Below are 13,518 nucleotides of genomic sequence, written 5' to 3'. Positions count from 1 at the left end.
TCCACATATAAGAAGGGATGTAGCAACTATTTGCATAGTTGCTACAAGGGCACGATCAGATCCGAACGTTACCGCGCGGCCCGGCAATGGCCCAGATGATCAGGCCCAATACCGGCAACAACAGGATCAGCAGGATCCACAGCACTTTGGCGCCCGTGCTCGCGCCGCTTTTGAACACGTTGATGATCGCCCAGATATCCAGCGCGAGGATGATCAGCCCGATCAGACCATTAAAAGTGGAACCCATGGTGTCGCTCCTAAGTGGGTGCTTGTTTGCTTAGGATGTTCAGCGTTGGCCAGGGTTCCGTTTTATTTCAGACGTGCAGGGCAATGCGCAACGCTTCCAAAGACGGCTCGCCCTTGATACCCACTTCGGCACACAGTTCCAGCACGCGCGGCAGGTCGTTGCCGTACACCAGCACGGCCTGGATCTCGTCATCCAGCAACTGGCTGAAGTTGAGCAGCACGTAGCCACCGTCTTCAGGGCTGAGGGCGCTCATCTGGATCTGGATACGGTTGAGGGCCGTGAGGTCTTCGGTCTTGGCCAGTTGCTTGGGCTTGAGGTTGAAGGCGACACCAGGGCCGAACGAGGCGACGATCTGGGCGAACAGGTCGCTATAGGTATCGGCCTGGAACAGCACGGTGTCGGGCAGGCTGCCGACCACCACCCACTCCCCCAACGGAATCGGGAAGGTGTCGTCGTAGTTGATATCCGGGTTGGCCGCCAGAAACGCCGCAGGGTCTGCGTAGGCCTGCGCCGCTTCATCGGCGATGCGCGCCACTTCCTCCGCCCCCATGACGCCAGCGCTGATTTTGCTGATGAGTTCGACGAGGGCGGTTTTCATGATGGCGATCCTGTGACGGGCTGGTTTTCGAGGGCGCGTAGCCTACACCAGTTTCTGCAGCTGCGCCGCCGTATCCACTGCACCCATGGTCTGGGCCGCAGCCAGCGCAGTGGCACCCTGGGCATCGGCAGCCTTGGGGTTGGCGCCCTGGGCGAGCAGATATTCGACCATTTCAACTCGGTTGAACATCGCCGCCATCATCAATGCGGTGCGCCCGTCGGAAGACGCCGCGTCCACCGGTGCGCCGCCCTCGATCAGCGCCTTGACCACCGCCAGGTTGCCTTTGAACGCCGCACCGGCCATCGGCAATTGGTTTTTGTCGTTGGCGATCTGTGGGTCGGCCTTGAACTCCAGCAGCACTTTCACCGCATCGGCGTGGCCGTGGTAGGCCGCGAGCATCAGCAACGTGTCGCCATTGTGGTTACGGAAGTTGGCGGGCAAGCCCTTGGCCAGCAACGCCGCGAGCATGGCTGCGTCGCCGCGGCGGGCCACGTCGAAGACCTGTTCGGCAAATTCGGCGGCTTCATCTTCAGTCATCTGTTTGGCTTGGTCTGACATGTGGGGGCTCCTTGTCTAGTGCTGTATATGGCGCCCAGTGTCGCGAGGGAGTTCCCACCTGTCATGGCTTTTTTGTCAAAAGCGGCCATAGGCAGAATCAATAAGGCTGCTTTCAGTAACGAAAGTGGCCAGCCTGGATCTGCGCCAACAGTTGACCGGTCACCGGTACGTAGCAGTCCGAACCCGGCAACCACGCGTAGACCGGGTCATTACCGGCCTTCTCCGGGTCGAACGCCTCTTCCTTGAGCTTGACCTTCTGGTACTTGAAGGTGCCGGTGGTTTCCATCTTCACCTTGATGCGCAGGAACAGCGGCACCGCATAGTGCGGCAACTGGCCGTGGGCGAACTGCAGCAACTCGCGCATATCCAGTGAAGCCAGGGACTCGCTGGGCGTGATGGCAACCATCCCGGCGCGGCCATTGGTGTTTTCGATCTCCACCCCATAGGCCACCACTTCGGCGATCTGCGGATGTTGCAGCAAGACGTTTTCCACTTCCGTGGTGGACACGTTTTCGCCCTTCCAGCGATAGGTATCCCCCAGCCGGTCGACAAATTGCGCGTGGCCGAAGCCGATGCTGCGCACCAGGTCGCCGGTATTGAAGTAGCGGTCACCCTTCTCGAACACGTCAGTGAGGATCACCTTGCGGTTCTTTTCCGGGTCGGTGTAGCCGTCATAGGGTGACTTTTCATCGATCCGGGCCAGCAGCAAGCCCTGCCCGCCTTTCTTCACTTTCTGCATGAAACCATCGCTGCCACGGATCGGCTCTCCCGTGTCGTGGGCGTAGTCCACCAGCGCCCAGTGTTGCAGGCAAAAGCCGACGGTGTTGTCGAAATTCAAAATATTGGTGAAGCCGATATTGCCGTCGCTGGCGGCATACAACTCGCAGACATGCTCGACGCCATGCCGCGCCTTGAACTGCGCCCACACCCCAGGGCGCAAGCCGTTGCCGACCATCTTGGTCACGCGGTGATCACGGTCTTTTTCGCTGGCGGGCTGGTCGAGCAAGTAGCGACACAATTCGCCGACATAACCGAGAGTCGTCGCCTTGAACCTGCGCGCGTCCTCCCAGAACTGGCTGGCGCTGAACTTGCGCCGGATGGCGAACCCCGAGGCGCCGACAATCGCCGAGCCCCAGCACACGCACAGGCCAGTAGCGTGGTACAGCGGCAGGGTGCAATAAAGGACGTCCTCTGGCCCCATGTCCAGGGCGATGCTGCCGAAACTGACCGCGGTCTTGGTCCAGCGGCCGTGCTTCATGATGCCGGCCTTGGGCAGGCCAGTGGTGCCGGAGGTGTAGATATAGAAGCAGGGGTCGTTGAAAAAGATCTGCGCGGTGCTGGAAGGATTATCCACCGGGCACTCGGCGCTGGCCGTCATCAGGTCGATGTAACCGTGGGGTAATGCGTTGTCCTGCTGCTCCGCGACAAACCAGGTGCGCTCGGCGGGAATCTGCACCTGTTCACGCACAGCTTCATAGGCCGCCACCAGTTCCGCGCCTACCACAATCGCCGCCGGGCTCACCAGGTTCAGGCTGTGCACCAGTGCCGCCTGGGTCTGCGCCGTGTTGAGCATCGCGCAAATGCCGCCCAACTTGGCCACCGCCAGCACGTTGAGCAGCAATTCGAGGCGGTTCTCGATGAACAACGCCACGACATCGCCCTTTTGCATGCCCTGGGCCTGCAAGTAATGGGCGATGCGATTGGCGCGTTGATTGGCTTCACGGTACGTGAGCTGGCGGTCGGCAGACAGCAACGCAATGCCATCCGGGTTGCGCAGGGTGGCCTGTTCAAACTGCCAGCCCAGGCCACAGGGTTGCGCGGGGTCGGTGACATTCGCCGCGCGCATGCCGCGCACCACCCGTGGCAGGGCGCGAACAATGGCGGGCACCTTACGCAGCATCATGCCCCACGTGATCATGTCGTTTTGCGGATGGCTCATGGAGGAACGTCCTTTTTCTTATTCTTCGTATGATCCAGAAACAGCGACCCATCTGTAGGCAGAAGGCCGGATGTCTTGAAGGAAAATACGCCAGCCATTCTTGGGCTGTACATGTGGGATTTGAAAAGTTTTGTATCCCGGTGCCACGCCTTCATTTAAATGGAATTTACCCTCGCAGCCGGCAGTCGATATCCATGAAGGACGTCGGCGCGTCATGGGATAAAGCGCGGCCCGGATAACGCAAAATGCAGGATGCACGATGGCCCTTCATGCAATTTGCACGAAAACGAAAATCATCTATTTTTATAAGTTACTGTTTTATAAGGTTTTTATAGAAAACCAAATACTGGCACAATCACTGCACCTATCTCTCCATGCTTGCCAACTTGAGCCAACGGAGCTGATAGACATGAGCCTGATCCAAGATAAATTCGCTTCTGTATTCTCCCAGTACGACGTCACCACCCAGCCACGTCCAGACGGTGGCATCCTGTTGACCCTGCGCAACAGCGAAGGCAAACAGGTCAAGCGTTCGATCTCGTACCAACAACTGCACACGGCCGATCAACTGACTTGGGTGATCAGCGCCATTCGCCGCGACCTGGCCGAGCAAGCCAGTGACCTGCCACAGATTTCCATGCTGCAAAGCCAGAACCGCTTTGCCCTGCCGACCTACCATTCGGCTTAAGCATCCGCCACAAAAAAGGGCCGCGACGCCGTTGAGCGTCGCGGCCCTTTTTCATGCCCTCAGCACAGGCCCAGGCGGGCCGCTTCGTTCATCGCCTGAACCCGGTTGGTGACTTCCAGCTTGCCGTAGATATTACGCAGGTGGAATTTCACGGTGGCTTCGGAGATCGCGCGAATCTGGCTGATTTCCCAGACGGTCTTCCCTTCCGAAGCCCAGCGCAGGATGACCAGTTCGGTCGGTGTAAGGGGTTTGCCAGACAAGCTCAGGCGTCTTCTGATCGCCATGGGTACAGCACCCAGTGCACGGCATGACTCCTCGGGGCCATTCATTACTCTCTCCTTATTATTAGCGGACGCCCCGCCCATCTTCGGATTACTCCGATTGACAGGCGCTATAAACATTGAGGCAAGAGAGAGTTACATAACCGATGGCGTGAAAACGTAGGACCTCGAATAAACAGCTGCACCTTACAGATAACTAGGCTTCTTCCCACAGCAACTTCCAACCTGCCGGGGTTGATCATTTTTACGCTTATGCTTAGTCGTCCAAACCAGGAAACGCTGAGGCAATGGCGTCACCGGTCAGGACGGGCACCCCACCCTGCGCGGAATCAAACAAGCGCAACGCCACAAAGTGCGGGTTTTCGCCCATGTCGAACCAGTGCGGCAGACCGGCCGGGACAACCAGCAAGTCGTTCTTTTCGCAGCGCACCGCGTAGACATAGTCACCTACATGCAGGCAAAACAGCCCCTGACCGGCAATGAAAAAACGCGCATCGTCTTCAGGGTAGCGACGCTCATCCAGGAACTGGGCACGCATTTCGGCCGCCTGCAGGTGGTCTCCCGTGACACTCAGCAACTCGACCGAGCGGTAGCCCAAGGCATCGATCTGCGGCTGGTAGGCCGCGATCATTTCAGCCGCGCTGGCGCCCTTTTCTATCGGGCTGGGTTGCCAGCGCTCGAACCGCACGCCGTGCTCGGCCAGGGTCGACACGATATCGTCGAAGTGGGTGAGCACCTTGTTCGGGGTATCAGGCGTGGCGATGTGATAAACGGCGACATAACTCATTGCACGGTTCCTCTATTCGGCTCTTGCAAGCGCAGGCCAATGATAACGGCGGCCGCCAGGGCCGCGACGCTGGCGATACTGAATGTCAGGGTCGGCCCCAGCAGGTTCCAGCTGTAACCGGCATACAGGGCGCCTAACGCGCCACCGGTGCCGGCCAGTGCGGCATACAGCGCCTGGCCCTGGCCTTGCTGGCGGTCGCCAAAGCTGCGTTGCACAAAGGCAATCGCCGCCGCATGAAAGCTGCCGAACGTCGCGGCGTGCATGACTTGCGCCAGCAGCAATACCCACAGGTGTTCGGCAAACGAACCCAGCAACAGCCAACGCAGCGCGGCCAGCAGGAAGCTGGCCAGCAACACCCTGCGCACAGAGAAGCGATTGAGGATGCGGCTCATGGCCAGGAACATCAGCACTTCGGCCACCACCCCCAGCGCCCAGAGCATGCCGATCACGCCACGGCTATAGCCCAGGTGTTCCAGGTGCAGGGTCAGGAAGGTGTAATACGGGCCGTGGCTCAGTTGCATCAGCGCCACGCAGGCGTAGAACGCCAGCACGCCAGGACTGCGCAATTGCTTGAGAAAACCGTCACCGGCCAGGCGGTTGCCGTGGGTGGCGGGCTGCGCGTTCGGCACCCACAGGCTGGCGCCGATGATGCCGGCCATGATCACCACGACCACCACCGGGTAAATGTCCAGGCTCAGCCAGTCGAACAGCCGGCCCATGATGACCACGGTGAGGATGAAACCGATGGAGCCCCACAGCCGGACCTGGCTGTAGCGCGAGGCCTGCTTGTGCAGATGGGCCAGGGTGATCACTTCAAACTGCGGCAGCACCGCGTGCCAGAAGAACGCATGCAGCGCCATCACCAGCGCCAGCCAGGCGTAGGTCTTGCTGACGAAGATCAGCGAGAAACTGGCCAGGGTACACACCGCGCCGAAGCGCACGATGGCCAGGCGCCGGCCGGTGTAATCCCCCAGCCAGCCCCACAGGTTCGGCGCCACGCAGCGCATCAGCATGGGGATGGCCACCAGCTCGCCAATGCGCGCGCTGGAGAACCCCAGGTGATCGAAGTACAGCGCCAGGAACGGCGCCGTCGCCCCCAGCAGGGCGAAGTAGAACAGGTAGAAGCTGGAGAGGCGCCAGTATGGAAGGGCTGTCACAGCCGAACCGTCACAGCTGGCCCAGCACCGGCGTACTCACGCGCACATCCGCATTCTGCCCACGATTGCGCAGCAGGTGGTCCATCAGCACGATGGCCATCATCGCCTCGGCAATCGGCGTGGCACGGATGCCCACGCAGGGGTCGTGACGGCCCTTGGTGATCACGTCCACCGGGTTGCCGTGCACATCGATCGAACGACCCGGCGTGGTGATGCTCGACGTGGCCTTGAGCGCCAGGTGCGCCACGATCGGCTGGCCGGACGAAATGCCACCGAGGATGCCGCCCGCGTTATTGCTGAGGAAACCTTCCGGGGTCAGCTCGTCACGGTGCTCGGTGCCACGCTGGGACACGCAGGCGAAACCGGCGCCGATTTCCACGCCCTTGACCGCGTTGATGCTCATCAGCGCGTGGGCCAGTTCGGCGTCCAGGCGGTCGAAGATCGGTTCACCCAGGCCGGGTTTGACGCCTTCGGCCACCACGGTGATCTTGGCACCGACGGAGTCCTGGTCGCGGCGCAACTGGTCCATATAGGCCTCCAGCTCCGGCACTTTGTCCGGGTCGGGGCTGAAGAAGGCGTTGTCTTCGACGCTGTCCCAGGTCTTGAACGGGATTTCGATCGGGCCCAGCTGGCTCATGTAGCCACGAATCACGATGCCCTGGGTGGCCAGGTATTTCTTGGCAATCGCACCCGCAGCCACGCGCATCGCGGTTTCGCGCGCGGAACTGCGGCCACCGCCACGGTAATCGCGCTCGCCGTATTTGTGGTGGTAGGTGTAGTCGGCGTGGGCCGGGCGGAACAGGTCCTTGATGGCCGAGTAGTCCTTGGACTTCTGGTCGGTGTTGCGGATCAGCAGGCCGATGGCGCAACCGGTGGTGCGGCCTTCGAACACGCCGGAGAGTATCTCGACTTCGTCGGGCTCCTGGCGCTGGGTGGTGTGGCGGCTGGTACCGGGCTTGCGGCGGTCGAGGTCACGCTGCAGGTCGTCCAGGGACAGCTCCAGACCCGGCGGGCAGCCGTCGACAATGGCGACCAACGCCGGGCCATGGCTTTCGCCCGCGGTGGTGACAGTGAACAGTTTGCCGAAGGTATTGCCGGACATGCAGGGCGCTCCGTGAAATCAGTTGAATCAAGTCAACCGTAATAACTTAAGGCGGCCAGTATACGCAGGCTAACCGAGTAGTTCATCCTCGAAACCTTACCGGTAGACCTTTGTCCAACCGGCACCTTTCTCATAATGGCGCGATGATGCTGCGAGTTCTGCTGTTCACCCTCACCCTGTTTGCCGCCGTGGCCCAGGCCGCCTCCCCCGTTGTACTGCAACGCCCCATCAGCCTGGACACCGGCAGTGGCGAGCTGTTTGGTTCGTTGCTGCTGCCCCAGTCCGACAAGCCCGTGCCGGTGGTGCTGATCATCGCCGGTTCCGGCCCCACGGACCGCAATGGCAACAGCGCCGACGGCGCACGCAATGACAGCCTCAAACGCCTGGCCTGGGTACTGGCCCGGCATAACATCGCCAGCGTGCGCTACGACAAGCGCGGGGTGGCCGCCAGCCTGGCCGCCACCCCGGACGAACGCAACCTGACCCTCGACGCCTATGTGGCTGACGCCGTGGCCTGGGGCAAGCTGCTCAAGGCTGACAAACGCATGGGCCCGCTGATTGTGCTGGGCCACAGTGAAGGCGCGTTGGTGGCGGCCCTTGCCGCGCCGCAACTCGATCCGGCCGGGGTCATTTCGCTGTCAGGCAGCGCCCGCCCGGTCGACCAGGTGATCCGCCAGCAGTTGGCCGACCACCTGCCCCCTGCCCTGCTGCTGCGCAGCAATGAAATCCTCGACCACCTCAAGGCTGGCCAGGTGGACGCCGATGTCCCCGGCCCGCTGGAGGGGATATTCCGGCCGAGCGTACAGCCTTATCTGATCAGCCTGTTTCGCGCCGATCCCTCCGAGGCCTTTGCGAAGTTGAAGATGCCGGCACTGATCCTCCAGGGCACCAACGATATCCAGGTGGGCGTGGGCGATGCCCGGCAACTGAAAAAGGCCAAGCCCGATGCGCAGTTGGCGGTAATCGAAGGCATGAACCACGTGATGCGCATCGTGCCCAACGACGTGAAGCAACAACTGGCCTCCTACAACGACCCGCAATTACCTCTCGCCGCAGAGCTGGGTGAGCGGGTGGTGCGCTTTATCGGCGGACTTGGGCCCCGTTAAGCGACTATTTGCCTCCAGTCCTGGAGAAAGCGGCCGATAAGCCCAGTGTCGACAGTAAAAAGACTGCCGACTCGCTGGGCTTGGACAGGATCGCGCCGCATGACAACCACTGAAGCAACACCGGAACCGACCGCCGAAACCCCGGCTGAAAAAACCGAGGCCAACGACGCGGCCGCCTTGCCGTGGGCGGACGTGCAGGCCGAGCATTTCAAGATGCTGCGCCTGGCGCCCCTGGCCACTGACCGCGCCACCGGCGTGCGGCCGCTGCGCTTTGTGCAGTTCGGCTACGCCGAGCGCCACGATAAACGCCACAGCCTGTTGCGCATGGTGATTCAACTGCCAGGGCAACGGGTGCGCCGCGAGCAGAACCACTTGGACATCTGGGTCGACCACGACACCCATCGCGTGCATTTCGGCCCGGGCAACAGCCTGGAAATCGAACCCGCCAACCGTGGTATCGGCCGCTTCCTGGTCGCACAAGGTGCGGCGTGGGCGAAGAAGAAATGGTCCCACTACCGCGTCGACGGCGTGGACCTGGCCAATAAGGACGCGCTAAACGAAGCCACGCGCCTGCGCCGTGATCACTTCCTGCGTATCCAGGGGTTTGATGTGGCTTACGCCGATGTGCAGCACCTCAAGGGCAACGTACAGCCGGGCAAGGTCAGCGATGTGCTGGACAGCTGGAACACCGAGAAGCTGCAGTTCGTGGAGATCCTCGAAGCCGCGCAGATGCTGCAACAGGCCGAGCAGAACCTGGCAGAGCAGGAAGTGAAGCTGCGCAAGGAAGAGGAAAAGGTCACCAAGTTCAAGCGTGAAGACAGCGGCTTGCGCTTTACCATCACCTGCCTGGTGGCGTTTACCGTGTTTCAGGCGGGGCTGTTGATCTGGATTGCCACGCACCGCTGACAGCGGCTGAAATGCGGTCAACCATGTGGGAGCTGGCTTGCCTGCGATAGCGGCAGTGAATTCACCATCGCTATCGCAGGCAAGCCAGCTCCCACAGTGACCGCGTTTCTACCTTGCGATTTGGTTAAATGCGGGTGACGAAGATGGCCTGATGCTGGCGGCACTGCTCGGCCGTCAACATGAATACGCCGTGACCGCCGCGCTGGAAGTCCAGCCAGGCGAAGTCCACTTCCGGGTACAACGCCTCGACGTGCACCTGGCTGTTGCCCACTTCAACGATCAGCAAGCCCTTCTCGGTCAGGTGGTCTGCCGCTTCGGCCAACATGCGCCGCACTAGGTTCAAGCCATCATCGCCGCAGGCCAGGCCCAGTTCCGGTTCGTGCTGGTATTCGTCGGGCATGTCGGCGAAATCTTCGGCATCGACATACGGCGGGTTGGACACGATCAGGTCAAAACGCTGGCCCGGCAGGCCATCGAAGCCATCACCCTGTACGGTGTAGACGCGCTCATCGACGCCATGGCGCTCGATGTTCTGGTTGGCCACTTCCAGCGCTTCGAAGGACAAGTCCCCCAACACCACTTCGGCGTCCTGGAACTCATAGGCGCAGGCAATACCGATGCAACCGGAGCCGGTGCACAGGTCGAGGATGCGCGCGGGCGGTTGCCCCAGCCAAGGCTCGAAGCGGTTTTCGATCAGCTCGCCAATCGGGGAGCGCGGGATCAACACGCGTTCATCGACAATAAACGACAGGCCGCAGAACCACGCCTCTTTCAGCAGGTAGGCGGTGGGCACGCGCTCATGGATACGACGATGCAGCAGACGCTGCACGTGGGAGATTTCCTCTTCTTCGAGGTTGCAGTCCAGGTAGCTGTCAGCAATTTCCCAAGGCAGGTGCAAGGCACCGAGCACCAATTGCCGGGCTTCGTCCCAGGCATTGTCGGTGCCATGGCCGAAAAACAGGTCTTCCCCATGGAAACGGCTGACAGCCCAACGGATGTGGTCGCGCAAGGTGCGCAGGCGGGATGTGATCACGGGGGAGAACTCCTGGAAAAAACGACTGGCGATTCTAACAGCCTTCGCCTGTCCCTTCGATGTACGAAAACCCTTCGCCATCCGTCGGATTTCATCCATTTTGCCATCATTGCGCTAAACAAGCCGCCCACTTGACATGGCTGCACGTCAACAACGGCGTACCTTACGATGGTAGCGGTTCACAGAACCGCTCAGCCAGTGGACAATGTCGCAAAAGCCCCCCTCACAGGAGCCCCAGAATGTCCGTTCCAAAGACGATGTTTCAACTCAGCGGTCGCGGTTACGCAGCAGCCAACCTGAACCATGCGACCCTCGTGATCATCGACGCCCAGAAGGAATACCTCAGCGGCCCACTCGCCCTCTCGGGCATGGATGCGGCGGTTGGCAACATCAAGCAGCTGGTCGCTGCAGCACGTAACGCCGGACGCCCCATCGTGCATGTGCGCCACCTCGGTACCGTGGGCGGCCTGTTCGACCCCCAGGGCGAGCGCGGTCAGTTCATTCCCGGCCTGGAACCCGAAGGTGACGAAACCGTCATCGGCAAGCTGTTGCCCAGCGCGTTCCATGGCACCGGCCTGGAAAAACACCTGCAAGACCTTGGCTCCCTGGACCTGATCGTGTGCGGTTTCATGAGCCACTCCAGCGTCAGCACCACCGTGCGCGCCGCCAAGAACCTGGGCTTTCGCTGCACCCTGGTGGAAGACGCCTGCGCCACCCGCGACCTGCCTTACAAAGGCGGCATCCTGAGCGCCGAGCACGTGCAACAGACCGAAATGGCCATCATGGCCGACAACTTCGCCACCCTGGCGCTGACCAAAGATCTGATCTGATCGACCTTCCGGTGAGCGGCGCGGCCTGTTTACGGCCCCGCTCATCCGCAAAGCCTTCTCACTTTGGCGCATTTACCCCTCCCCCCGGAACAACCTGTGTATTGTCCGGTCGAAGGGCCGATACCCTGGAGGAAAGGTCGGAATGAAGATATCCGATGGTTTTGATGCTCGTCGCTTGCGCCCCAAGGGCCCGAGCAACTGGCGTCTGCGCCTGGTGGCGGGCTTTGCCGCGCTGCTGGCGATTGTAGGTTTGTTGATGGCTGGCGCTGGTGGCGCCGGTTTGTTGGGTCACTCGCCCGCCCTGGGCGAATTGAACGCCAGCCCTGGCGGTTCGGCTATCCTGTTGGCGATCGGGCTGTTGGTGCTGTGGTTGGGCGTGTGGTTGTGGCGCCGTAGCCGTCGGAAAATGCGCCAGCCGTTGTCACTCAACATCGCTTCGCACCTGATGAAAAAGCACGACTGATGGCGCTTGGATAGCGTTTCCTGCGCCCCGGCCGCCGCGATTTAGGTAAACTGCCCGCCCTTCGCGGAGGCTGACATGCAAGACGACGATTTTTCCCTGTTCAAAAACGAGCTGCGCGGCGTCAAGCCGATCAAGCACGACCGTGCCGACACCGGTAAACCCAAGGCTGACCGCGCGCAGATCGCCAAGCTGCGCCAGGCCGCGACCGTGCGCACCGATGCCACCACGGTGGATGGCCTGTCGGACCAGTTCGTGATCGACGTCGGCCCCGAAGACGAGCTGATGTGGGCCCGCGATGGCGTACAGGAAAGCCAGATGCGCAAGCTCAAGATCGGCCAGATCCCGTTCGAGGGCAGCCTGGACCTGCACGGCATGAGCGTGGAGAAAGCCCGGGAAACCCTGTGGGCGTTCCTGGCCGAAGCCACTAGGTTCGAAATCCGCTGCGTGCGCGTCACCCACGGCAAGGCCGTGCGGCTCGATGGCAAGCGGCCAATGATCAAGAGTCACGTCAACACCTGGCTGCGCCAGCATGCCCAGGTGCTCGGCTTTACCTCGTGCCAGGCCCGCCACGGCGGCGCGGGTGCGGTGTATGTGATGCTCAAGCGCACCATGATGGAAGGCCGCGACGAGTAACAACTGCCATCGTCAGGCTTGCAGCGATGTGTCCGCCACCGTAACCTTGCGCTTTGCGAAAATCCCACAGGTAGTTTCATGTCCCTGGAACAGAATTACACCGCGATCCTCGGCCAGCTCGGCGAGGACGTTTCCCGCGAGGGCCTGCTCGACACGCCAAAGCGTGCCGCCAAGGCGATGCAGTACCTCTGCCGCGGTTATGAACAGACGCTGGAAGAAGTCACCAACGGTGCCTTGTTCAGCTCCGACAACAGCGAAATGGTGCTGGTCAAGGACATCGAGTTGTACTCGCTGTGCGAACACCACCTGCTGCCGTTCATCGGCAAGGCCCACGTGGCGTATATCCCGAGCGGCAAAGTGCTGGGCCTGTCGAAGGTCGCGCGAATTGTCGACATGTACGCCCGCCGCCTGCAGATCCAGGAAAACCTCAGTCGCCAGATCGCCGATGCGGTCCAGCAGGTGACCGGTGCCCTGGGCGTTGCCGTGGTGATCGAAGCCAAGCACATGTGCATGATGATGCGCGGTGTCGAGAAGCAGAATTCGTCGATGATCACCTCGGTGATGCTCGGTGAGTTCCGTGAAAACGCGGCCACCCGCAGCGAATTCCTCAGCCTGATCAAGTAATCGGCGGGGCAGGAAAAGACCGGCGTTCATTGCCGGTTTTTTTTCGCCCGCAGAATTGCTGTAAGCTGCGGCCCCTTCTGTTCTGGGCAAGAGGTTCAAGCCATGTTCGTCAAAGCACTTCGAGTGGGCCTCGGCCACGTCATCATCGCGGGCGACTTCCTGACCCGTCCACGTAAAAAACAGCGCCCTGCCGAACAGCAGGCACAGGTGAACGAGGCTGCCAAGGACCTGACCCTGTACCAGTTCCACGCTTGCCCGTTCTGCGTGAAGACCCGCCGCACCCTGCACCGCCTGAATGTGCCGGTAGCGTTGAAGGACGCCAAGAACAACGAGCAGGACCGCCAGACCCTGCTGGAGCAAGGCGGCAAGATCAAGGTGCCGTGCCTGCGCATCGAAGAGAACGGCCAGACCACCTGGATGTACGACTCCAAGGTGATCATCGATTACCTGGACAAGCGCTTCGCCGCGATCTGACACACAACGCCCACTTGTAGGAGCACGGGGGGGGGGGGGGGGGGGGGGGGGGGGGGGGGGGGGGGGGGGGGGGGGGGGGGGGGGGGGGGGGG

At 61.4% G+C, this 13,518-nt stretch carries 17 protein-coding genes; 8 read left to right on the top strand and 9 right to left on the bottom strand.

Translation table 11 applies throughout. From position 1 onward, the window contains the following. Positions 1 to 55 precede the first annotated feature (55 nt). The 4 genes from AC07OV_RS21585 to AC07OV_RS21570 all read right to left on the bottom strand — a co-directional run bounded on the left by AC07OV_RS21585 (position 56) and on the right by AC07OV_RS21570 (position 3,342). Positions 56 to 247 carry a PLDc N-terminal domain-containing protein gene (locus tag AC07OV_RS21585; protein ID WP_003172956.1) on the bottom strand — a complete coding sequence of 64 codons (192 nt, stop codon included), beginning with the start codon at positions 245 to 247 and terminating at the stop codon, positions 56 to 58. Positions 248 to 314: 67 nt separating this feature from the next. Beyond that, complete coding sequence (locus tag AC07OV_RS21580; RefSeq protein ID WP_176998086.1) at positions 315 to 845, bottom strand: hypothetical protein; 531 nt, start codon at positions 843 to 845, stop codon at positions 315 to 317. Between the two features lie 42 nt (positions 846 to 887). Beyond that, complete coding sequence (locus tag AC07OV_RS21575) at positions 888 to 1,403, bottom strand: ankyrin repeat domain-containing protein (RefSeq protein ID WP_176998085.1); 516 nt, start codon at positions 1,401 to 1,403, stop codon at positions 888 to 890. 112 nt (positions 1,404 to 1,515) lie between these two features. Further along, on the bottom strand, positions 1,516 to 3,342 hold the full coding sequence (locus tag AC07OV_RS21570; protein ID WP_495092930.1) for a long-chain-acyl-CoA synthetase: 1,827 nt from the start codon (positions 3,340 to 3,342) through the stop codon (positions 1,516 to 1,518). 409 nt (positions 3,343 to 3,751) lie between these two features. Between AC07OV_RS21570 and AC07OV_RS21565 the strand changes: the two genes are divergently transcribed. Beyond that, on the top strand, positions 3,752 to 4,030 hold the full coding sequence (locus AC07OV_RS21565) for a DUF3509 domain-containing protein (protein ID WP_048721059.1): 279 nt from the start codon (positions 3,752 to 3,754) through the stop codon (positions 4,028 to 4,030). Between the two features lie 59 nt (positions 4,031 to 4,089). Here AC07OV_RS21565 and AC07OV_RS21560 read toward each other — a convergent pair whose 3' ends face one another. The 4 genes from AC07OV_RS21560 to aroC all read right to left on the bottom strand — a co-directional run bounded on the left by AC07OV_RS21560 (position 4,090) and on the right by aroC (position 7,357). After that, positions 4,090 to 4,359, bottom strand: a complete 270-nt coding sequence (locus AC07OV_RS21560) for a response regulator transcription factor (RefSeq protein WP_176998083.1) — start codon at positions 4,357 to 4,359, stop codon at positions 4,090 to 4,092. 208 nt (positions 4,360 to 4,567) lie between these two features. Then, on the bottom strand, positions 4,568 to 5,098 hold the full coding sequence (locus AC07OV_RS21555) for a 1,2-dihydroxy-3-keto-5-methylthiopentene dioxygenase (protein WP_176998082.1): 531 nt from the start codon (positions 5,096 to 5,098) through the stop codon (positions 4,568 to 4,570). Then, complete coding sequence (locus tag AC07OV_RS21550; protein WP_495092929.1) at positions 5,095 to 6,255, bottom strand: MFS transporter; 1,161 nt, start codon at positions 6,253 to 6,255, stop codon at positions 5,095 to 5,097. The genes AC07OV_RS21555 and AC07OV_RS21550 overlap by 4 nt, the downstream gene beginning before the upstream one ends. A gap of 10 nt (positions 6,256 to 6,265) precedes the next feature. Further along, positions 6,266 to 7,357 carry a chorismate synthase gene (aroC, locus tag AC07OV_RS21545; RefSeq protein ID WP_494997373.1) on the bottom strand — a complete coding sequence of 364 codons (1,092 nt, stop codon included), beginning with the start codon at positions 7,355 to 7,357 and terminating at the stop codon, positions 6,266 to 6,268. A 143-nt stretch (positions 7,358 to 7,500) separates the two neighbouring features. Between aroC and AC07OV_RS21540 the strand changes: the two genes are divergently transcribed. Together AC07OV_RS21540 and AC07OV_RS21535 are read left to right on the top strand one after the other, a co-directional pair. Beyond that, positions 7,501 to 8,463 (top strand): alpha/beta hydrolase, encoded by a 963-nt coding sequence (locus AC07OV_RS21540; protein WP_494997372.1) that lies wholly within the window; start codon positions 7,501 to 7,503, stop codon positions 8,461 to 8,463. Between the two features lie 99 nt (positions 8,464 to 8,562). Next, a complete protein-coding gene (locus tag AC07OV_RS21535; protein WP_176998079.1) occupies positions 8,563 to 9,369 on the top strand; it encodes a hypothetical protein in 807 nt (268 codons plus the stop codon). Positions 9,370 to 9,493: 124 nt separating this feature from the next. On the opposite strand, the gene prmB is transcribed toward AC07OV_RS21535, so the two are convergent. Further along, positions 9,494 to 10,402, bottom strand: coding sequence for a 50S ribosomal protein L3 N(5)-glutamine methyltransferase (prmB, locus tag AC07OV_RS21530; RefSeq protein WP_495092928.1), 909 nt, complete (start codon positions 10,400 to 10,402; stop codon positions 9,494 to 9,496). A 239-nt stretch (positions 10,403 to 10,641) separates the two neighbouring features. Here prmB and AC07OV_RS21525 point away from each other — a divergent pair, with 239 nt between their 5' ends. From AC07OV_RS21525 to AC07OV_RS21505, 5 genes are all read left to right on the top strand, one after another. Continuing rightward, on the top strand, positions 10,642 to 11,232 hold the full coding sequence (locus AC07OV_RS21525) for a cysteine hydrolase family protein (protein ID WP_494997371.1): 591 nt from the start codon (positions 10,642 to 10,644) through the stop codon (positions 11,230 to 11,232). Positions 11,233 to 11,374: 142 nt separating this feature from the next. After that, positions 11,375 to 11,695, top strand: coding sequence for a hypothetical protein (locus AC07OV_RS21520; RefSeq protein ID WP_176998076.1), 321 nt, complete (start codon positions 11,375 to 11,377; stop codon positions 11,693 to 11,695). Between the two features lie 75 nt (positions 11,696 to 11,770). Next, positions 11,771 to 12,328: a Smr/MutS family protein gene (locus AC07OV_RS21515; RefSeq protein WP_495092927.1), complete on the top strand. Its 558-nt coding sequence runs from the start codon at positions 11,771 to 11,773 to the stop codon at positions 12,326 to 12,328. A 78-nt stretch (positions 12,329 to 12,406) separates the two neighbouring features. Beyond that, positions 12,407 to 12,952: a GTP cyclohydrolase I FolE gene (folE, locus tag AC07OV_RS21510; RefSeq protein WP_003204506.1), complete on the top strand. Its 546-nt coding sequence runs from the start codon at positions 12,407 to 12,409 to the stop codon at positions 12,950 to 12,952. A gap of 102 nt (positions 12,953 to 13,054) precedes the next feature. Next, positions 13,055 to 13,426, top strand: a complete 372-nt coding sequence (locus AC07OV_RS21505) for a glutathione S-transferase N-terminal domain-containing protein (RefSeq protein ID WP_176998075.1) — start codon at positions 13,055 to 13,057, stop codon at positions 13,424 to 13,426. Positions 13,427 to 13,518 lie beyond the last annotated feature (92 nt).

The sequence above is a fragment of the Pseudomonas sp. GW821-FHT09A09 genome (genome assembly GCF_059418405.1).
Note: the sequence above shows the minus strand (reverse complement) of the source record. Positions and strands in the feature narration are given on the sequence as shown.

Coding starts and splice junctions, on each gene's coding strand:
- AC07OV_RS21505 (WP_176998075.1), top strand. CDS start 13,055: ATGTTCGTCAAAGCACTTCGAGTGGGCCTCGGCCACGTCATCATCGCG.
- AC07OV_RS21565 (WP_048721059.1), top strand. CDS start 3,752: ATGAGCCTGATCCAAGATAAATTCGCTTCTGTATTCTCCCAGTACGAC.
- AC07OV_RS21535 (WP_176998079.1), top strand. CDS start 8,563: ATGACAACCACTGAAGCAACACCGGAACCGACCGCCGAAACCCCGGCT.
- AC07OV_RS21575 (WP_176998085.1), bottom strand. CDS start 1,403: ATGTCAGACCAAGCCAAACAGATGACTGAAGATGAAGCCGCCGAATTT.
- AC07OV_RS21580 (WP_176998086.1), bottom strand. CDS start 845: ATGAAAACCGCCCTCGTCGAACTCATCAGCAAAATCAGCGCTGGCGTC.
- AC07OV_RS21520 (WP_176998076.1), top strand. CDS start 11,375: ATGAAGATATCCGATGGTTTTGATGCTCGTCGCTTGCGCCCCAAGGGC.
- AC07OV_RS21555 (WP_176998082.1), bottom strand. CDS start 5,098: ATGAGTTATGTCGCCGTTTATCACATCGCCACGCCTGATACCCCGAAC.
- AC07OV_RS21570 (WP_495092930.1), bottom strand. CDS start 3,342: ATGAGCCATCCGCAAAACGACATGATCACGTGGGGCATGATGCTGCGT.
- AC07OV_RS21515 (WP_495092927.1), top strand. CDS start 11,771: ATGCAAGACGACGATTTTTCCCTGTTCAAAAACGAGCTGCGCGGCGTC.
- AC07OV_RS21525 (WP_494997371.1), top strand. CDS start 10,642: ATGTCCGTTCCAAAGACGATGTTTCAACTCAGCGGTCGCGGTTACGCA.
- AC07OV_RS21540 (WP_494997372.1), top strand. CDS start 7,501: ATGATGCTGCGAGTTCTGCTGTTCACCCTCACCCTGTTTGCCGCCGTG.
- AC07OV_RS21585 (WP_003172956.1), bottom strand. CDS start 247: ATGGGTTCCACTTTTAATGGTCTGATCGGGCTGATCATCCTCGCGCTG.
- aroC (WP_494997373.1), bottom strand. CDS start 7,357: ATGTCCGGCAATACCTTCGGCAAACTGTTCACTGTCACCACCGCGGGC.
- folE (WP_003204506.1), top strand. CDS start 12,407: ATGTCCCTGGAACAGAATTACACCGCGATCCTCGGCCAGCTCGGCGAG.
- AC07OV_RS21560 (WP_176998083.1), bottom strand. CDS start 4,359: ATGAATGGCCCCGAGGAGTCATGCCGTGCACTGGGTGCTGTACCCATG.